Here is a 17,305-nt window from a genome sequence, read left to right on the forward strand (position 1 = left end):
TGCCGGTCAGGGTGCAGGTGCAGCTGCTTTCAGCATGTCTTTCAAGCCATCGTCGCCGGAAATTTGCAAACGGACCGGCAGGGTGATCACCTTTGAGCGGAAGCTGTCGGGCAGACGGACGGCATCCTTTTCGGTTGTGACCAGCTGTGCGTTCAACAGCTTGGATTCGTTTTCCAGCCGGTTCAGCAGCGCCGGGGTCAGCGGTTGGTGGTCATCCAGCGCTTCGGCCCGGGTTATTTCGGCGCCAAGGCTGCGCAGGGTGCCGAAGAATTTATGCGGATGGCCAATACCGGCAAAGGCAAGAACCCGGGTGCCGTTCCAGGGCATGCCGGTCTGCAGAGGTTCCAGCGCACCGGTGAAATGCGGCAGGCCTTGCAGCTGACTTCCCCAGGAAGCGGCAAAGGCTTTCTGGGCCGGTTCCGCACCCAGTGACAGAACAGCATCAGCCCGTTTCAGCCCGGTAGCAACCGGCTCCCGCAAGGGACCGGCGGGCAGGCAGCGCCCGTTTCCGAAACCATGCTGGGCGTCCACAACAATCAGCGACAGATCCTTGGCCACTGCAGGATTCTGAAATCCGTCATCCAGAACAATGACCGTTGCCCCAGCGTCTGCTGCGGCACGGGCGCCTGCGGCGCGGTCCTTGGCTACCCAGACCTCGCCAAAGGCGGCCAGCAGAAGCGGCTCGTCGCCGGTCTGTGCAGCCTTGTGCGTTGCAGGCATAACATGCACTGGCCCTTCCAGCGTGCCGCCATAACCGCGGGTGACCACGTGCGGCTCATGGCCGAGGCTGCGCAGGGTCTCCAGCAGCCAGATCACGGTTGGGGTTTTGCCGGTGCCGCCTGCATTTAGATTGCCAACGCAAATGACCGGCACACCCGGTGTGGCAGGACGGCCCTTGGACAGCCGGGAGGCCGTTGCACGCGCATATGCCCAGCCCAGCGGTGCCAGCAGGGCAGACCGAAGATCGAAGTCCTCCGGCTGTTTGTGCCAGAAATCAGGTGCCCGCATCGCTGTCCTCACGCTGGTCCAAGAGGGCCTGAACCTTTTCCAGTAGTGTGTCTGTTGTTGCGGCGCTTTCGGTGACGCTCTGCCAGCCGGCCAGGGCCATTTCGGCGGCCTTGTCGGGTGCCGAAAGAGCGACAACAGTGTCTGACATCTCGCTTTGGGTTTGCACCTGAACGGCGGCACCGGCTTTGGCCAGCCGGTAATAGAGGTCCCTGTGCGCGTGGATGCCGGGACCATGCAGAAGAGCCGAACCCAGAGCGGCGGCATCCAGCGGCGATTGGCCCTGGGCTGCTGGATCGAGGCTGTTTGCGAGCAGGGCCACCGGTGACAACCGGTACCAGAGGCCAAGGTCCTCACCGCCGGTGAGGAGGACCTGGTTAAAGTCCTCTGGCTCGCCGCCGGTTTCCCAGTCAGCAAAGGACAGACCGCTGTTTTGCAGCAGGCTGCGAGCGGCCTCAAGGTCTGATACATCGTCCAGCGCAACAACCAGCAGCAAACGGTGCAGCAGCCGCAGAGCATTGCGGTGAGCGTCAATGACGCGGGACAGCTCATCCAGCTTGACGTGGGCCGCAAGCCAGACCGGGCGGCTGCCCAGGGTCTGCTGCATGGCAGCAAGTTCGTCGTCGTTGCACCCGGGCGGAATGGCGGATACCCGCAGCTTGCCAGCCACTTCCAGCCGCTCAGCCGGGTAGCCCAATCGGATCAGCCGGTCACGCACGGTTTTGGATGGTGTCAAGATACAAGTCAGCCCTTCCAGCATCCTGCGGCGCTGATCCGGCAGCCAGCGGCTGGTCCGGTGGGGCATTTCAGCGTCAAGAAGGTCGGCCAACAGCACGCCCGTTCCTTGATCGCGCAGGTGCCGCAGCATGATCCGCCGGGAAGGCGGACCCGTCCAAATACAAGCATCGGGCTGCCAGTGCTGCACGAATTCGCGGGCTTCTGCCAAAGTGTCCTCGGCCAGAGGACCAACCGGAATGTCGCAGCCGACGGTGCCGGTCAGCCGCAGGTCCGGTTCCCAGCTGGCCATCACTGACAGGTCCGGGCGCAGGCTTTTAAGGCGGCGGCCGATGTCGCAGAGCGCCAGGTAGCGTTCAGGCGTGGTTGCGTGCACCCACAGCAGCTCCCCCTTGGGACGGGGCTGCAACACTGAGGAGCGGCCGGAATTGATAGTTCGCCGTTGCATCTGGTTCGATTTGAGTTTTCCGGCCCAAGGTATCTGCAACATGCGGGTTTGTCTGTGAAAAGTTTTTGCCCAGCCACGGCTGGACGGCTGAGACCGCTTACGCTCAGCCAGGCTCAATGTCCAGCAATGCCGGGGCCGGCCGGATCGAGTGCAGCCATCAGTTCCCCGTGAAGGGCGCGGTTTCCGGCGACCACACCATTCAGGCGGGGGTGAGGATTGTTGAAGCGCAGGAGACTGCCTGACCTATCGGTGATCGTGCCGCCTGCCTCGCGCACCAGCAGATCGCCGGCGGCAATGTCCCATTCCCAGCTTGGGCGCAGTGTCAGCATGGCTCCGAACCGGCCATCGGCCACTTTTGCCAGCCGGTAGGCCAGCGATGGCCGGTAGCTGCGGATGAACGCAGGCGGGATACCGCCCTGCCAGTGATGCGATTGCAGATTGGGCTTGGCGGCTAGGATTTCGGTGTCAGCAAGCACTGTCGCAGAAGAGATATTGACCGGGCTGCCGTTGCAGGCCGCTCCTTTCCCCTTAGCGGCTGTGTAAATAAGCTCCCGCTGCGGCAAATAGATCACCGCAGCCGTGATCTCGCCTTTTTCGGCAATGGCGATGGAATGCGCCCAGGTGCGGGAGCCTTCGGCAAAGCTGCGGGTGCCGTCGATCGGGTCGATGATGAACACCCGATCGCGCGTCAGGCGGGCTGTGCCGTCCTCGGACTCCTCCGACAGCCAGCCGTAGTCCGGCCGCGCCTGTTGCAGCATGTCCTCAAGCATGGCGTTGACGGCCAAGTCAGCCTCGGTCACCGGCCCCGCGCCGCCGGGCTTGTCCCAGCGCCTGGCGGCGGGACCTGTGTAGCGGCATGCGATGTCTCCGGCCTGTTCCGCCGCTTTTACAAGCAGGGAAAGGTCAGTTGCCGGCAAGAGTCATCCCCTCGACAAGCAGCGATGGCACCACTGTGGACAAGTGCTGGCGCGCGTCATTGGCCGGCACGATCCGGCGCAGCATGTCATTCAGGTTGCCCGCAATGGTGCATTCGTTGACCGGATAGGCAATTTCTCCGTTTTCCACCCAGAATCCCGAAGCGCCGCGGGAATAATCGCCGGTGTTGGGGTTTATGGTGGAGCCGATCATCGAGGTGACCAGCAGGCCGGTTCCCATCTGCGCGATTAGATTCTCGCGGCTGGCATCGCCCTGGGTCAGCGCGATGTTCCAGGTAGAGGGAGAGGGTACCCCGCCGATGCCGCGAGCGGCATTGCCGGTGCTTTCCAGCCCCAGCTTGCGGGCGGAGGCGAGGTCCAGCGTCCAGCCGGTCAGCACGCCGTTGTCCACAACGGTGCGCTTCCGGGTTGGCAGCCCCTCGCCATCAAACGGACGGGAGCCTGATATGCGCGGGCGGTGCGGGTCTTCGGTTACGGACAGGGATTCGGGCAGCACCTGCTGGCCCAGCGAGTCCTTCAGCCAAGAGGAGCCGCGGGCAATTGCGGCGCCATTTGCGGCGGACATCAGGTGCCCGATCAGGGAGGAAGATATACGTTCGTCAAACAAGACCGGGAAGCTGCCGGTCTTGGGTTTGCGGGCACCCAGCCGGGCAACGGCCCGTTCCCCTGCAGTGCGGCCAATTTCCTCAGCGCTGCGCAGGTCTGCCTGAAAGGTCCGCGAGTCCCCGTCGTGGTCTCTTTCCATACCGGTACCAGTGCCCGCGATCCCGGTGCAGGACAATGATCTGCCAGTACGTTGGTAGCCGCCTGAAAATCCGTTGGTGGCTGCCAAATGCACCACATGACGGCCGTACCCTGCGGCCGCGGATTGCACCTGAGTGATACCGTCGACCGCCTGGCAGGCTGCTTCGGCAGCCAAGGCGTCTGCCTGGAGGGCTGCGGGCTCCGGCTCGCCGCTCGGGTCTTCCAGCTCAAGCGCAGGCAGATCCCAGCCCTTGGCCAGCTGAGACGGGTCAGCGAGACCGGCATAAGGGTCCTCCGGTGCTTCCTTGGCCATGGCAACCGCACGTTCTGCCATTGCGGCTATGGTTTCCTGCCTCATGTCAGACGAGGAAACCAGCGCCTGGCGTTTTCCGACAAACACCCGCAAGCCCAGATCGGTACCTTCCGAGCGCTCCGCGTGCTCCAGTTTGCCTTCCCGGACTTCGATGCTGAGAGAGCTGCCTTCGGCCGCCATGGCGTCAGCTGCATCCGCCCCGGCCTTGCGGGCGGCGTCAATCAGGGCTTGGCAAAGCGCTTCGGGGGACTGGGTCATGGGCACCTTCTGTTCTGCTCTATAAAAGAGCTATCCAGTGAAGCCGCGTGCCGCAAGTGCGGGCCGTAAAAAAGGGGCTGCGCGCGGCAGCCCCTTTACAGATCCCGTCCAGGATCTGACGGTTACTTGATGCGCTGGCCGTTGGCGAGCACCTGGCCGTCTTCGGTGACTTCAATCTTGGAGGTCAGGGTGTCCTCGCCTTCGCCCGGAACCGCCAGCATGCCCATCATCATCCGCGCACCCATGGCGTCGCTGTCGGACATCAGGCCCATGCCGATCAGCTTGTCGATCAGGGTGTTGGCACCTACCAGTTTGAGGTTGGCTTCGCCCGCGGGTGCCGGCATGCCGTCAAAGCTGGTGAGATCTTCATTGTTGAAGGTGAAATCGCCGGTTCCGGTCAGCTCGGCACCCGCAGCGGAGACTTGCAGCTGCTTCACGGTCAGTGCGTTCAGCTCGCCCGGCTGCTCCTCACCCCTTTCCACGGCTTCCATGGCTTCCGGGTCGAACAGGTCAAAGAGGACCTTGCCCTTACCGGCCAGGTCCAGAATAACGGTGGCCGGGTCGTGCGGCAATTGGCCGGTCGGGTCGACCATGCCCCAGAGCATTTCCGGAACTGCAAAGTCGCGCAGAGTGACACCCAGGGCAAAGTCCTGTTCCTCCTCGGACTTTGCCAGCGGCATCATCAGCTTGAATCCTGTCTCCGCCATGCTGAGCGCGAGCGGGAAGGGGATTTCGGAGCCGGAGATATTCACATTGGTTGCAACCTGAGACACGTCGTAGGTCAGGTGCTTCTTGTCCATCGAAACCTTGAAAGCGCCACCCTGGGAGCTGCTTTCCATGGCAAAGCTTTCGCTGCCGTCCACACCGGAGATCGAGCCATTGCCGCCGGTAAATGTGAAGGTGCCGTCAAAGGCAAATCCAGCCTCCAGCAGCGCGGCCATGTCCGGACTTTCGAGCCCTTCGGGAACGGTACCAGTGCCAGAGAAGCTCAGGCCTTGCAGGGCGCCTTTGAAGGCGCCCGTGCCGTCGCCTTCAGGATCATTGAAGCCCATATCATAGCTGAGGCTGGAGGCGGTCATCGTCTGGTCGTAGCTGCGTCCATCGGCGGCCTTCATGGTGCTTTTGGTGGCCACATCGTTCACCACAACTTGAACTTTCGCCACTTCCGCGGGCACAGGCTCGCCGTCCGCGGACAGCTCATCCAGCGTCAGGGTCACCTTGGAGGAGCTGTAATCATAGCTCATGTTCTCGGCATCACCTGCCACTTTCATCGGGGAGCCGTCGTGGGAATAGATCAGCTTGCCTGCAAAGGTCTCGCCGTCGCCGGAGAACTCAAAGCCCATAGGGAACTCGGCAGGCAGCAGCACGTTGACAGTGCCGTCGCCGTTCTCAATGAACTGGACTTCCGGGAAGCTGATGGTGCCGGAGCCGTCCTCTTCGGGAATCGGCATGGCCATCGACACATCGGAAACGGTCAGAGTGCTGCCGGAAACGGATTCAGTGCCGGATACGGTGTAGCCGGTGCTGGTCAGATAGGCCTTCCAGTCGGCCCAGACGTCCTGAGCGCTGAGATCGGCCAGAGCGCCCTGGGCGGAAACAACCAAAATTGCCGCTGCGGCCCCGCCGCGCGCAAAAATTACGGACATTAGAGAACCTTTCTCTGTGAGATAATTGAAATCATCGTCGGCCCGGCGGGCGGTGCCGTCAAGGGGGCCTTGGGCTGGACCGTTCCCCGTAACCGCTTTACCACTTGGGTCAGCAGCCAATTGGAGGGACAGCGGATGGATTTCAATGGAAAAACAGTTGCAATTACAGGGGCCAGCCGCGGCATTGGCGCGGATGCAGCCCGGGTGTTTGCCGCTGCCGGGGCCAACCTGGCCTTGATGGCGAGGAACGGGGAGGCGCTGCAGGAACTGGCGGCGGAGATTGGCGGAAACGTGCTGACCTTCGCCTGTGACGTGGCTGACTATGCCGCGGTCGAGGCGGCCCTGTCCGATGCGCACCAGAAATTCGGCAGCTTGGATGTCCTGATCAATAACGCCGGGGTGATCGAGCCTATTGCCTGGTTGGAGGCGGCGCAGCCCGAAGACTGGGGCAAGCTGATCGATATCAACGTCAAAGGCGTTTTCAACGGGATGCGGGCGGCATTGCCGCTGATGAAACCGGCAGGCGGCGGCACCATCATCACCGTCAGTTCCGGCGCGGCGCACCGGCCGCTGGAGGGCTGGAGCGCTTATTGCACTTCCAAGGCGGGCGCGGCGATGCTGACCTCCGCCCTGGATCTGGAAGAGCGCAGCAACGGCATCCGCGCCATGGGTCTGTCGCCCGGAACGGTGGCAACCCAGATGCAGCGCGAGATCAAGGCCAGCGGCATCAACCCGGTGAGCGAGTTGGAGTGGGAAGACCACATTCCCGCCGAATGGCCCGCGCGGACGCTCTTGTGGATGTGCACGGCCAACGCGGACGACTATGTCGGAGAGGAAGTCTCCCTGCGCGAGGACAGCATCCGTCAGCGGGTCGGGCTGGCATGATCGGGCTGGATATTGCGGATAGTGGTCTGTGGACCATCACGGTCAACCGTCCGGACAAGGCCAATTCTCTGACTGAGGCGATGCTGACCGAGCTGGCAGAGATCGCCGAACGTGCGCAGGAGGCACGCGGGCTGATCCTGACCGGCACCGGCAAGGTCTTCAGCGCCGGTGCCGACCTGGACGAGGCGCGGGCGGGGCTGGCGACCTCACCTGTGTGGGAGCGGCTGTCGGCGGCAATGGCTGCTGTGCCCTGCCTGAAGGTGGCCGCACTCAACGGCACCTTGGCGGGCGGAGCCAACGGCATGGTGCTGGCCTGCGATATCCGCATTGCGGTGCCATCGGCCAAGTTCTTCTATCCGGTGATGAAGCTCGGTTACCTGCCGCAGCCGTCGGACGCTGGCCGCATGGCGGCGCTGATCGGGCCTGCACGCACCAAGATGATCCTGGCGGCGGGGCAGAAGATCACCGCGCAGGAGGCCTATGATTACGGTCTTGTGGACCGCATCGTGGAACCGGAGGAGCTGATGGGCACCGCACAGGAACTGCTGGCCCATTCGCTGGAGGCCAAGCCGGAGATTGCCGCCGGGATCCTGAGGATGTGCCGGTGAAGCGGCTGTCCGGTGTGCAGCTGCAGGTGGAGGATCCCGAACGGCTTACCCGGTTCTATTCAGATGTGCTGGGCATGGCAGCGCGGTCCGATGACGGCACCTGGCGTGCGGGCTATGCGGGGCAGGACGCAGATCTGATCCTGCAGCCGGGCGGCCGCTTGTTGCAGCATTTCCGTGACGAGCGGTATTGGAAGATTGGCATCTGCCTGCCCAACCTGGACATCGCCTGTGAACATCTGCGGCAGAAAGGCGTGGAGGTATCTGCCCCGCATCAGTTCCGCGACATCGGCTATATGGCGCATCTGCATGATCCCGAAGGCTTTGCCATCGAACTGCTGCAGCATGACTTTCAGGGTGACCGGCTGGATGGGGCGGGTGATCCTGCGCTGCCGCTGGGCGGCGGGGCGCATCTGGGGCAGATCACCTTACGCACCGGTGACATTGCGGCGGAGCTGGCCATGCGCGCGGACATGACGCTGCTGTCAGTCCAGAAAGTGGCGGAGTTCGGCTTTGACCTGCATTTCCTGGCCTATACGGACGAAACACCGCCGGACCCGGACTTGCAGGCCGTCACGAACCGGCAATGGTTGTGGCGGCGCCCGTACACGGCACTGGAATTCCAACATATCGCCGGTGCGGAGTTGCGCGACAGCCCGGCCTTCCTGGGCCTGGAGATCAGCTAGCGCTTGCGCCGCTTGCCGGGCACGCGGGAGCGGAACTCCGGCGGGCGTTTCTGTACCCAGGCAATGAACTTGGCCAGGCGCGGGTGCGTTTTCAGCGCCTCAGGGGTGCTGAATTCGCGGGCCAGTTCCGCCTCGGTCAGCGTTGCGTGGATCTCGCGGTGGCAGATGTCGTGCAGCAGCACGGTCGGCCCGCCCTTGCCTCCTTTCAGTTTTGGGATCAGATGGTGCAGGCTTTGTGGCACGCCATCGGGAATGGGACGGCCGCAAAGCGGGCAGACCGGATCGGACATGTGCGGGCCTTTTGCGGTTTCGTGCGGTGAATAGACACGCTGGCGGCAGGCGCTGGCAAGGGGATGGCATGACGGAAACGTGGGACGCAGTGGTGATCGGCGCCGGGCCTGCTGGGCTGATGGCCGCAGAGGAGCTGGGCCGCACCGGGCGCCAGGTGCTGGTGATCGAGGCCAAGCCGTCGGTGGCGCGCAAGTTCCTGATGGCGGGCAAGTCCGGCCTGAACCTGACCAAGGATGAACCGTTTGAGCAGCTGATCACGCACTATGGCGGCGCGGCGGACTGGCTGGCCCCGATGATCCGCGCCTTTGATGCGCAGGCGGTGCAGGACTGGGCGCACGGGCTGGGAAGCGAGTTGTTCACCGGCTCGACGGGGCGGGTGTTTCCCACGGTGATGAAAGCCTCGCCGCTGCTGCGCGCCTGGCTGGCGCGGCTGGATGGGTACGGAGTTCAGATCCGCACCCGCTGGCGCTGGACCGGCTGGGAAGATACCGCGCTTGCCTTTGAAACGCCCGAAGGGCCGCGACGGATAGAGGCCGCGTCCGTGGTCCTGGCGCTGGGCGGTGCCAGCTGGGCGCGGCTGGGTTCTGACGGGGCCTGGGCGCCGTTTTTACGTGAAAGGGGTGTGGACCTCTCGCCATTCCAGCCGGCCAATGCGGGTCTGCTGGTGGAATGGTCCGACCATATGGGACCTCAGTTCGGGCAGCCGCTGAAGGGCATTGCGCTGCGCGCTGGCAGCCTGGCAACGCGCGGAGAAGCGGTCATTTCGGAACGCGGGCTTGAGGGCGGCGGCATCTATACTGTCTGTGCGGCGGTACGGGATGGCGCTGTTCTGCATATGGACCTGCTGCCGGAACTTGAGGCGGCGGAGATTGCCCGCCGCCTGTCCCGCCCGCGCGGAAAGGCGAGTTTTTCCAACCATTTGCGAAAGGTGCTGAAGCTGGGACCCACGCGGACGGCTGTACTGCAGGAATTCGGACACCCGCTGCCGCAGGATGCGCAGGCCCTTGCACAGCTGGTCAAGGCGCTGCCAGTGAACCACGCGGGGCTGCGCCCGATGGACGAGGCGATTTCCACCACAGGTGGTGTCCGCCGGGATGCGGTGAACGATAACCTGATGCTGAAACAGTTCCCCGGAACATTTTGCGCCGGAGAAATGTTGGATTGGGAGGCGCCGACGGGCGGCTACCTGCTGACCGCCTGCCTTGCCACCGGGCGCTGGGCCGGACGGGCGGCGGCAGATTACTTGGCGAGTTCTGCAACCCGCTGATAAGCCGCGCGCTCCCGCATCCGCTTGCCGTAATCCTGAATTTTCTCGCCTTCGACCGAAAACTTGGCACTGCGGGCCCAATTCAGGCAGTGTGTGCAGATGATATCTGCAATGGTGAACACTTCTCCCATCAGGAAGGGACCAGCCATCTTGCTTTCGAGACGCGCCAGATTGTGGCCGAATTCCCATTTCAGGCTGCCTTTCACCTCCGGCACACGCTGCTCTTCCGGCAGGATGAAGCTGTGGCGGGCCGCAGCCCACAGGACGGCGTCGATCTCGTCGAGCAGCAGATGGGTGATCGCGTCCTGCTTGGCGCGCGCCACCGTTCCGGCGGGCGCGGTCAGGGCGCTGTGCTTGTCAGCCAGATAGGTGAGGATGGCGGTCGAATCGGTGATGACCTCGCCCTCCACCTGCAGCACCGGCACCTTGCCCGAGACATTGAGCGCCTGAACTTCCGGACTGCGGGGGCCGTGCTGGTCGAGCTCGTATGGTTCGCCAAGCTCTTCAAGCGCCCAAAGCACCCGGAAGGTGCGGGTCAGCGGAATGCCGGTGACGGTATACATCGTCTTTCTCCTGTTCTTGTGCTGCTAAGATGGGCAGCCAGCGAAGGCGGATCAAGCGGGACGGTGCGTAGCCAGTTCAGCGGGCACGGCCCAGCATGGCCAGCCGGATCAGGGCGCGTTCCATCAGCGCCAGAGCCGGCGCTGTCTGGCCGGCAGAGCGCAATGCCAGATCAGTGTCGGTGATGATGGTCAGCGCGGTTTCCAGCCGGTTCGCGCCCCAGTTCTGCGCCTGGCGCAGCATCCGGTCGCGGCGCTTGCCGTAAAGCGGCGGGCGCAGCTGGCCGATGCCCTGGGCAGGGCCGCCCGGAGCGGAGGCGATGGTGTAGAGGGTGCGGAAATGCCGTGTTGCACCGATGCACAGCGTCACCGCATTGGTGCCTTGCGCCTGCAGGCGGCGGATCAGCGGGCCAATTTCGGCACTGCGCCCCTCGGCCACTACGTTGAGAACGTCATCCAGCGCGGCTTCGGTCGATTGCGGTGCAACGGCGCCGATATCCTCCAGCGACAGAGGGCTGCTGTCGCCGTGTTTATATAGCGCCAGCTTTTCGATCATGCGGGAGAAGTCGCCTGGGCCGATGTCATTGGCAATATCCGTCAGTGCCGACATGCTGTCGCCGGGCACTTCGCGGATACCTGCCTCGCCCAGAACCCGTTCGATCTCGGCACGCGAGGGCGGGTCGTCGTAAATGCCAACCGCATAGGCATTGCTGTGGCCCTCAAAAGCCTTGCGCAGTTTGGAGGAGGCTTTCAGTTGGCCTGCTGTGACCACGATCTGCGCATCGCCGGGCTGCCATTCCTCAAGCGCTGTAGTGATTGCCGGAGTGGCTGTGTCATTTGCGCCTTCGACAAACACCGCACGGACACCGGGAAAGAACCCGACCGCCTTGACCGCGTCCAGCAATTGCGCCGGATCTTTGCGCAGGTCGCTGCCGGGCAGGCGGGTCAGTCTCATTTCTTCTTCGGCACCAGGGCCAAGCAACGCCGCCAGCACCTGCTGGCGCTTCAAGGACACGCGCATTGCATCGGCGCCATAGATCAGAATGCCGGTCTTGCCCGGGTCGGGCTTGGCAAAATAGCCTTCAGCTTCGCGTGGGGAAAGCTTCATTCTGCCTGAGCGGAAAGGTCCGCAGTTGCCAGTATCTGTGCGGTGATCTGGTCTGCCAGAATCACCATCAGCCGCTCATGCGCGTCACGTTCGCCTGCCAGTGTTTCCACGGTGGAACCGGTAGCAGAATAGCCGGTGAAGTTCCGCACGGTGCCGCTAGAGGCGATATTACCATCTGAAAATCTCGTTAGGGAGTAGTCAGCGGTTCCAATCACCGAATAGCGGGTGATCTCATTGCCGGCGGTGATCGCCTGGCCCTCTTCCTGGGTGCTGAGCGTCAGGTCCAGCTTGTAGGCTGCGCTGCCGCCGCGGCCCAGGCGCTGTTCCAGGTTCTGCACCAGGAAATAGGCATCGGTGCCGCTGGCGCCCTTGATCTTTTCCGGCGCCTGCACCTCGATCCGGCCATGCAGCGCGGACCCGGTGCCGCCAGGGGCGTAGACCGGGGTAAAGCCGCAGGCCGCTGCCACCAGGGGCAGGGCCAGCAGCAGGGTTCTGCGGTTAAGCAACGACATTCACAATCCGGCCTATTTGATAATCACGTTGACGATGCGATTTGGAACATAGATCAACTTTTTCCACTCTGAAGCGTCGACCGATGTCAAAGCAGATTGCACTGCCGTATTCGCGGATACAATGTTTTCAATTTCTGCTTGAGATGCGTCAACGGGAACAACCTCTTCCGATCTCCTTTTCCCATTGATCTGAATAGGGAGTGTCACAGAACTTTCGACCAGCATTGCCTCATCCGCAACCGGCCAGAGGGCGGTGGCAATCAGGCCTTCGCCGCCCTGGTGGCTCCAGATGTCCTCGGCCAGGTGCGGGGTCATCGGTGCCATCAGCTGCGCCAGGGTCATGATCGCCTGTTTCTGCACCTTGGCGCTGGCCTTGGATTTGGCGAGCGTGTTGGTGAAGGCGTAAAGCTTGGCAATCGCCGCATTGAAGCCAAAGGAATCGACACCCAGGGTCACGTCGCGGATGCATTTGTGCATCTCGCGCAGCAGATCCTCGTCACCCTGGCCAGCGGCCTCGGGGTCCATCTCGCCGATCCGGTCGCACAGGTTCCAGACCCGGTTCAGGTGTTTATAGGCGGCTTCGGCGCCCGCTGCCGTCCATTCCACATCGCGCTCGGGCGGCGAATCGGACAGCACGAACCAGCGGGCTGTGTCGGCGCCGAAGGACGAGATGATGTGCAGCGGGTCCACCACGTTGTTCTTGGACTTGGACATCTTGGCCGAGGGGATGATCTCCACCTCGGTGCCGTCCTGCAGGAAGCCCTTGCCGTCGCGCAGCTCCACTTCCTCGGGGTAGTGATAGACCGGGCGGTGATTGTCGCCGGTGGTCTTGTAGATCGCGTGGGTCACCATGCCTTGGGTGAACAGCGCATCAAACGGTTCCGCCGATTTCTCTGGCAGATGGCCGCAGATTTGCATCGCGCGGGCAAAGAACCGCGAATAGAGCAGGTGCAGAATCGCGTGCTCGATGCCGCCGATATACTGATCGACGTTCATCCAGTATTCGGCCTCGGCCAGATCGGTCGGGGTTTCGGCGCGCGGGGCGGTGAACCGGGCGAAATACCAGGACGAATCAACAAAGGTGTCCATGGTGTCGGTTTCGCGCTGTGCCGGCTTGCCGCAGGACGGGCAGGCACAGTTGCGCCAGCTGGGGTGGCGGTCCAGCGGGTTGCCCGGCACTGAGAAGTCGATGGCTTTGCCGTCTTCGTCATAGGGCAGGGCGATCGGCAGGTTCTCTTTCTTCTCCGGCACCACGCCGCAGTCTTCGCAATGCACCACCGGAATCGGGCAGCCCCAGTAGCGCTGGCGGCTCAGGCCCCAATCACGCAGGCGGTATTTGGTGACGCCCTGGCCCCAGCCGGCCTTCTCCGCGAAATCGACGGTGGCGTTGATGGCTTCCTCGCCGGTGGCCTCGGTCAGCCCGGCAAAGTGATCGACCCAGCGGACTTTCTCGGTCTTCGGTGGGACAAATGCCTCGTTGGCCACCGGAGTGTCATTGTCCAGCGCAAAGAAGGTGTCGGTGACCGGCAGATCATACTTGCGGCAGAAGTCGAGGTCGCGCTGGTCGTGCGCCGGGCAGGCAAAAATCGCGCCGGTGCCGTAGTCCATCAGGATGAAGTTGGCGATCCAGACCGGCAGCTCCCACTCGGGGTTCAGCGGGTGCTTCACCCGGATGCCGGTGTCATAGCCCAGCTTTTCAGCCGTCTCGATGGCTTCCTCGGTGGTGCCGCCCTTGCGGCATTCGGCGACAAATGCCGCAACTTCTGCCGATTCGGCTTCCAAGCCTTTCGCAATCGGGTGGTCAGGCGAGATGCCGACAAAAGACGCGCCATTCAACGTGTCGGGGCGGGTGGTATAGACCTCGATCGCCTCGCCGCCGTCCGTGCGTTCAAACGAGAACTGCAGCCCGCGTGACTTGCCGATCCAGTTCTCCTGCATCAGGCGGACCTTGGCGGGCCAATTCTCAAGGGTGTCCAGCGCCGACAACAGCTCCTCGGACATATCCGAGATCTTGAAGAACCACTGCGTCAGCTCGCGCCGCTCCACCAGCGCGCCGGAGCGCCAGCCGCGGCCGTTTTCGACCTGCTCGTTGGCCAGCACGGTCATGTCGACCGGGTCCCAGTTCACCACCGCGTTCTTGCGGTAGACCAGGCCTTTTTCCAGGAAATCCAGGAACAGCGCCTGCTGCTGGCCGTAATACTCAGGGTCACAGGTCGCGAACATGCGTGACCAGTCCAGCGACAGCCCCAGCGGCTTCATCTGTTCGACCATGGTGTCGATGTTCGAGTAAGTCCAATCCTTGGGGTGTCCGCCCGAAGCCATCGCGGCGTTTTCGGCGGGCATGCCGAAGGCGTCAAAACCCATAGGATGCAGCACGTTATGGCCGGTGGACAACTTGTAGCGCGCGATCACGTCGCCCATCGTGTAGTTGCGCACATGGCCCATGTGCAGCTTGCCCGACGGATAAGGAAACATCTCCAGCACATAATACTTGGGCTTGTCGCCGGTACGCTTGGCCTGGAAAATTCCGGCTTCGTCCCAGGCCTTCTGCCATCGTGCTTCGATTTCAGGAGCTATGTAACGCGGCATCAGAGCGGTCCTTTGCATGAAAACGCCGGGCAGGTGGCCCGGCGCTTTTGATAGTGGGGTTTGGCTGATGATTCCAGAGGGCAGCGGGTCAGAGTTTTCCGTCAGCGATCCGCATTTGGCGCGCACGCGAGAGAATCGCGTCTTCAACCGCGCGGGTGGTGCTGGCACTGACTGGGCCGCCCTTGGATTGCAGGGCGACGTTCAAAGAACGTGCGTCCAAGGCCGGATCCTTGATATGAATTGTTGCCCGGTAGGCGCGGCCGCCGCCGGGCGGGGTGCCATAGCCCGTCACAATGACTCCGGTGAAGGGGTCCACTGACTGCACCGGCAGGAAGCTCAGCACATCCAGGCTGGCCGTCCACAGGTAACGGTTCACCTGCACGGTCTGGTCCGGCTTGGCGTTCAGGAAATCAAATACAGAGGACTTGGTCGCTGCGCCCTGTACTTCTTCCTTGTGGCTGGTTGTGCGTGCAGTGCTAGCAGGCGCATCGCCGCCCCGGCCGCCGCAAGCCGCAAGGCTGAGACATACCGCGCCGATCACTGTTACCCGCAGAGTCTTTCCGTATTTCATAACCGCTCCCGGAGCCATTTTCTGCGCGAACACCTAACGCAAGCCGCGCTGGCGGAGCAAGGGCTTTGGCTTCTATGACTCTGCCTCTGTGAGGTATTTCCGGAGAGACTGGACTATTAATTGGCATATCCGACGTGTTTCGGGTGCCCCTACCGACCGGTTCGGGTGCCCCTACCGACCGGACTGTGGCAAAGCTGCACCATCCAGGATCGCATCGGTTCACCTGCCTTTCCCAAGTCTTGCCAAAACGGGGGTGAAAGAGCGAAACCCCTTGGCATACCCACGCCGGATTCCCCGGTTTGGGCTGAGGAATAGAAAACCGAGGGAAAAACATGAAAAAGGTTCTCTTCGCGACCACCGCGCTGATCGCCACCGCAGGCATGGCCGCGGCAGAAGTCAAAATTTCCGGCTACGGCCGTTTTGGCCTGGACTGGAACCAGGCAAACGACGGTGCGCCGACTACTGCACCTGGTGATACCGGCTCCGATGCTGAAGAAACTTCCATCACCAGCCGTTTCCGTCTGACCTTTGACGCGTCGACCGAAACCGACGGCGGCGTGACCGTTGGTGGCCGCATCCGTGCACAGGCCGAAAGCCGTGACGGCACCGCAGGCGTTGCCAACTGGTCCGCACCGCAGTTCCACGTTGCATACGGTGGCCTGCGTGTGAACGTTGGTAACATCTGGGGCGCGATCGACTCCGCACCGGGCCTGTACCTGAACACCACCTCCGTGGGCACCGGCATCGACGGCATGGGCTTCAACTCCCTGGCCATCGGCAACGGCTTCAACTGGGACACCTTCACCTCCGCAGGCGCTGGCCGCAACGGTGTTGAAGCGATCTACTCCGCAGGCGGCTTCACCGGTCACATCTCCTACTCGAAGCAGAACGACACTGTTGCAGTTGCAGCAGACACCGATGCAACCGACGGCGTGATCAGCCCGGCAGTTGCTGCTTCGGAAGGTGAAGAGCGTACCGCAATCATGCTGTCCTACTCCTTCGGCGACTACTTCGTGACTGGTGCTTACCAGGACTCGAACGTGACTGCCAACGATGAGCTGGGCTTCTTCGCAGTCGGCGGTGACTTCGGTCAGTTCGGTGCAACCCTGTCCTACGGTACCACCGACGCAAGCGATTCCATCACCCTGGCGGGTGACGTTGAAATCGGCGCGGCTTCCACCATCGTTGCATGGGTGAACTCTGCTGATCAGAACACCGCAGCTGGCCGTGACGGCACCGCCTTCGGCATCAACTACGAGTATGACCTGGGCGGCGGCGTGACCTTCGTTGCTGGTGCTGTGAGCTCGCACGCAGACGACAACGAAAACTCCGTTCAGGCAGGTCTGCACTTCAGCTTCTAAGCTGAAGCACGCCTAGCGTGACTTTCGGGGCGGGTTCCTTCGGGGCCCGCCCTTTTCTTTTGCCCCTTAACATTTCCCGGCAAACAGTGTTTTTTGCGGCCAAACAGTGATGAGGCCGGACCCATGCCGCTTGAAGAGATCAAATCCAGGATTGCCAAGGCTGAAGCGCAGGCCGGCCGCGAACCGGGCAGCGTGCAGCTGATTGCGGTGTCCAAGGTGCAGCCGAACGAACGTGTTCAGGCGGTGCTTCAGGAGGGCCACCGCTGCTTTGGAGAGAATAAAGTTCAGGAGGCGGCAGGCAAATGGCCTGGTTTCTCTGAGCAGTTTGACGGCATCGACTTGCACCTGATCGGCCCCTTGCAAACCAACAAGACGCGCCAGGCAATGGAGCTGTTCAACAGCATCCATTCGGTGGACCGACCCAAGCTGGCCAATACGATCGCCCGGCTGGCGCAGGAGCTGGGGAAATGCCCGGAGTTGTTTGTGCAGGTGAACACCGGTGAAGAAGAGCAAAAGGCAGGTGTGATGCCGTCTGACGCGGATGCCTTCATAGCCGAGTGCAGAAAGCTGGAATTGCCTGTGAAGGGCCTGATGTGCATCCCGCCGGTGGATGAGGAACCGAGCTTGCATTTCGCGCTGCTGGCCAAGATCGCCGAGCGGAATGGTTTGCAAGGCCTGTCCATGGGGATGAGTGGGGACTTTGAGAAAGCGATCGCCCTTGGCGCGACGCACGTACGGGTCGGATCGGCAATTTTCGGCGACCGCACGTACTGAGGCGCAAAAGTT

General features: G+C 62.6%; 17 protein-coding genes. 6 read left to right on the forward strand and 11 right to left on the reverse strand.

Annotation, left to right across the window (positions count from 1 at the left end):
- Nucleotides 1-6: 6 nt before the first annotated feature.
- The 5 genes from lpxK to AC58NV_RS15895 all read right to left on the reverse strand — a co-directional run bounded on the left by lpxK (nt 7) and on the right by AC58NV_RS15895 (nt 6,084).
- The gene (gene lpxK / locus AC58NV_RS15875) at nt 7-1,008 is read right to left on the reverse strand and encodes a tetraacyldisaccharide 4'-kinase (RefSeq protein ID WP_497227981.1); all 1,002 of its coding nucleotides are present in this window, start codon (nt 1,006-1,008) and stop codon (nt 7-9) included.
- On the reverse strand, nt 995-2,188 hold the full coding sequence (locus AC58NV_RS15880) for a 3-deoxy-D-manno-octulosonic acid transferase (protein WP_497228155.1): 1,194 nt from the start codon (nt 2,186-2,188) through the stop codon (nt 995-997). Before AC58NV_RS15880 ends, lpxK begins: the two co-directional genes overlap by 14 nt.
- A gap of 113 nt (nt 2,189-2,301) precedes the next feature.
- Complete coding sequence (locus tag AC58NV_RS15885; RefSeq protein WP_497227982.1) at nt 2,302-3,105, reverse strand: inositol monophosphatase family protein; 804 nt, start codon at nt 3,103-3,105, stop codon at nt 2,302-2,304.
- A complete protein-coding gene (locus AC58NV_RS15890; protein ID WP_497227983.1) occupies nt 3,092-4,438 on the reverse strand; it encodes a TldD/PmbA family protein in 1,347 nt (448 codons plus the stop codon). The genes AC58NV_RS15885 and AC58NV_RS15890 overlap by 14 nt, the downstream gene beginning before the upstream one ends.
- Before the next feature lie 122 nt (nt 4,439-4,560).
- The gene (locus AC58NV_RS15895; RefSeq protein WP_497227984.1) at nt 4,561-6,084 is read right to left on the reverse strand and encodes a DUF2125 domain-containing protein; all 1,524 of its coding nucleotides are present in this window, start codon (nt 6,082-6,084) and stop codon (nt 4,561-4,563) included.
- 135 nt (nt 6,085-6,219) lie between these two features.
- Here AC58NV_RS15895 and AC58NV_RS15900 point away from each other — a divergent pair, with 135 nt between their 5' ends.
- Genes AC58NV_RS15900 through AC58NV_RS15910 form a run of 3 tightly spaced genes read left to right on the forward strand, consistent with a single transcriptional unit; the run spans nt 6,220 to nt 8,260 of the window.
- Entirely contained in the window at nt 6,220-6,969 is a 750-nt protein-coding gene (locus tag AC58NV_RS15900) for an SDR family oxidoreductase (RefSeq protein ID WP_497227985.1), read from the forward strand.
- Complete coding sequence (locus AC58NV_RS15905; RefSeq protein ID WP_497227986.1) at nt 6,966-7,577, forward strand: enoyl-CoA hydratase/isomerase family protein; 612 nt, start codon at nt 6,966-6,968, stop codon at nt 7,575-7,577. Before AC58NV_RS15900 ends, AC58NV_RS15905 begins: the two co-directional genes overlap by 4 nt.
- Entirely contained in the window at nt 7,574-8,260 is a 687-nt protein-coding gene (locus tag AC58NV_RS15910) for a VOC family protein (protein ID WP_497227987.1), read from the forward strand. Before AC58NV_RS15905 ends, AC58NV_RS15910 begins: the two co-directional genes overlap by 4 nt.
- Here the strand turns inward: AC58NV_RS15910 and AC58NV_RS15915 are convergent.
- Nucleotides 8,257-8,550, reverse strand: coding sequence for an HNH endonuclease (locus AC58NV_RS15915; RefSeq protein WP_497227988.1), 294 nt, complete (start codon nt 8,548-8,550; stop codon nt 8,257-8,259). The two genes, AC58NV_RS15910 and AC58NV_RS15915, sit on opposite strands and share 4 nt — an antisense overlap.
- Before the next feature lie 68 nt (nt 8,551-8,618).
- Between AC58NV_RS15915 and AC58NV_RS15920 the strand changes: the two genes are divergently transcribed.
- Complete coding sequence (locus AC58NV_RS15920; RefSeq protein ID WP_497227989.1) at nt 8,619-9,818, forward strand: TIGR03862 family flavoprotein; 1,200 nt, start codon at nt 8,619-8,621, stop codon at nt 9,816-9,818.
- Here the strand turns inward: AC58NV_RS15920 and AC58NV_RS15925 are convergent.
- From AC58NV_RS15925 to AC58NV_RS15945, 5 genes are all read right to left on the reverse strand, one after another.
- On the reverse strand, nt 9,791-10,381 hold the full coding sequence (locus AC58NV_RS15925; RefSeq protein WP_497227990.1) for a glutathione S-transferase family protein: 591 nt from the start codon (nt 10,379-10,381) through the stop codon (nt 9,791-9,793). The two genes, AC58NV_RS15920 and AC58NV_RS15925, sit on opposite strands and share 28 nt — an antisense overlap.
- Before the next feature lie 76 nt (nt 10,382-10,457).
- On the reverse strand, nt 10,458-11,486 hold the full coding sequence (gene holA / locus AC58NV_RS15930) for a DNA polymerase III subunit delta (protein ID WP_497227991.1): 1,029 nt from the start codon (nt 11,484-11,486) through the stop codon (nt 10,458-10,460).
- A complete protein-coding gene (gene lptE, locus AC58NV_RS15935) occupies nt 11,483-11,998 on the reverse strand; it encodes an LPS assembly lipoprotein LptE (RefSeq protein WP_497227992.1) in 516 nt (171 codons plus the stop codon). Before lptE ends, holA begins: the two co-directional genes overlap by 4 nt.
- Before the next feature lie 12 nt (nt 11,999-12,010).
- Nucleotides 12,011-14,587, reverse strand: coding sequence for a leucine--tRNA ligase (gene leuS, locus AC58NV_RS15940; protein WP_497227993.1), 2,577 nt, complete (start codon nt 14,585-14,587; stop codon nt 12,011-12,013).
- Nucleotides 14,588-14,675: 88 nt separating this feature from the next.
- Nucleotides 14,676-15,158 (reverse strand): DUF3576 domain-containing protein, encoded by a 483-nt coding sequence (locus AC58NV_RS15945; RefSeq protein ID WP_497227994.1) that lies wholly within the window; start codon nt 15,156-15,158, stop codon nt 14,676-14,678.
- 332 nt (nt 15,159-15,490) lie between these two features.
- Here AC58NV_RS15945 and AC58NV_RS15950 point away from each other — a divergent pair, with 332 nt between their 5' ends.
- Entirely contained in the window at nt 15,491-16,519 is a 1,029-nt protein-coding gene (locus AC58NV_RS15950) for a porin (protein ID WP_497227995.1), read from the forward strand.
- A gap of 123 nt (nt 16,520-16,642) precedes the next feature.
- On the forward strand, nt 16,643-17,293 hold the full coding sequence (locus tag AC58NV_RS15955) for a YggS family pyridoxal phosphate-dependent enzyme (protein ID WP_497227996.1): 651 nt from the start codon (nt 16,643-16,645) through the stop codon (nt 17,291-17,293).
- The last annotated feature ends 12 nt before the right edge of the window (nt 17,294-17,305 follow it).

The sequence above is a fragment of the Leisingera sp. ANG49 genome, from assembly GCF_059694505.1.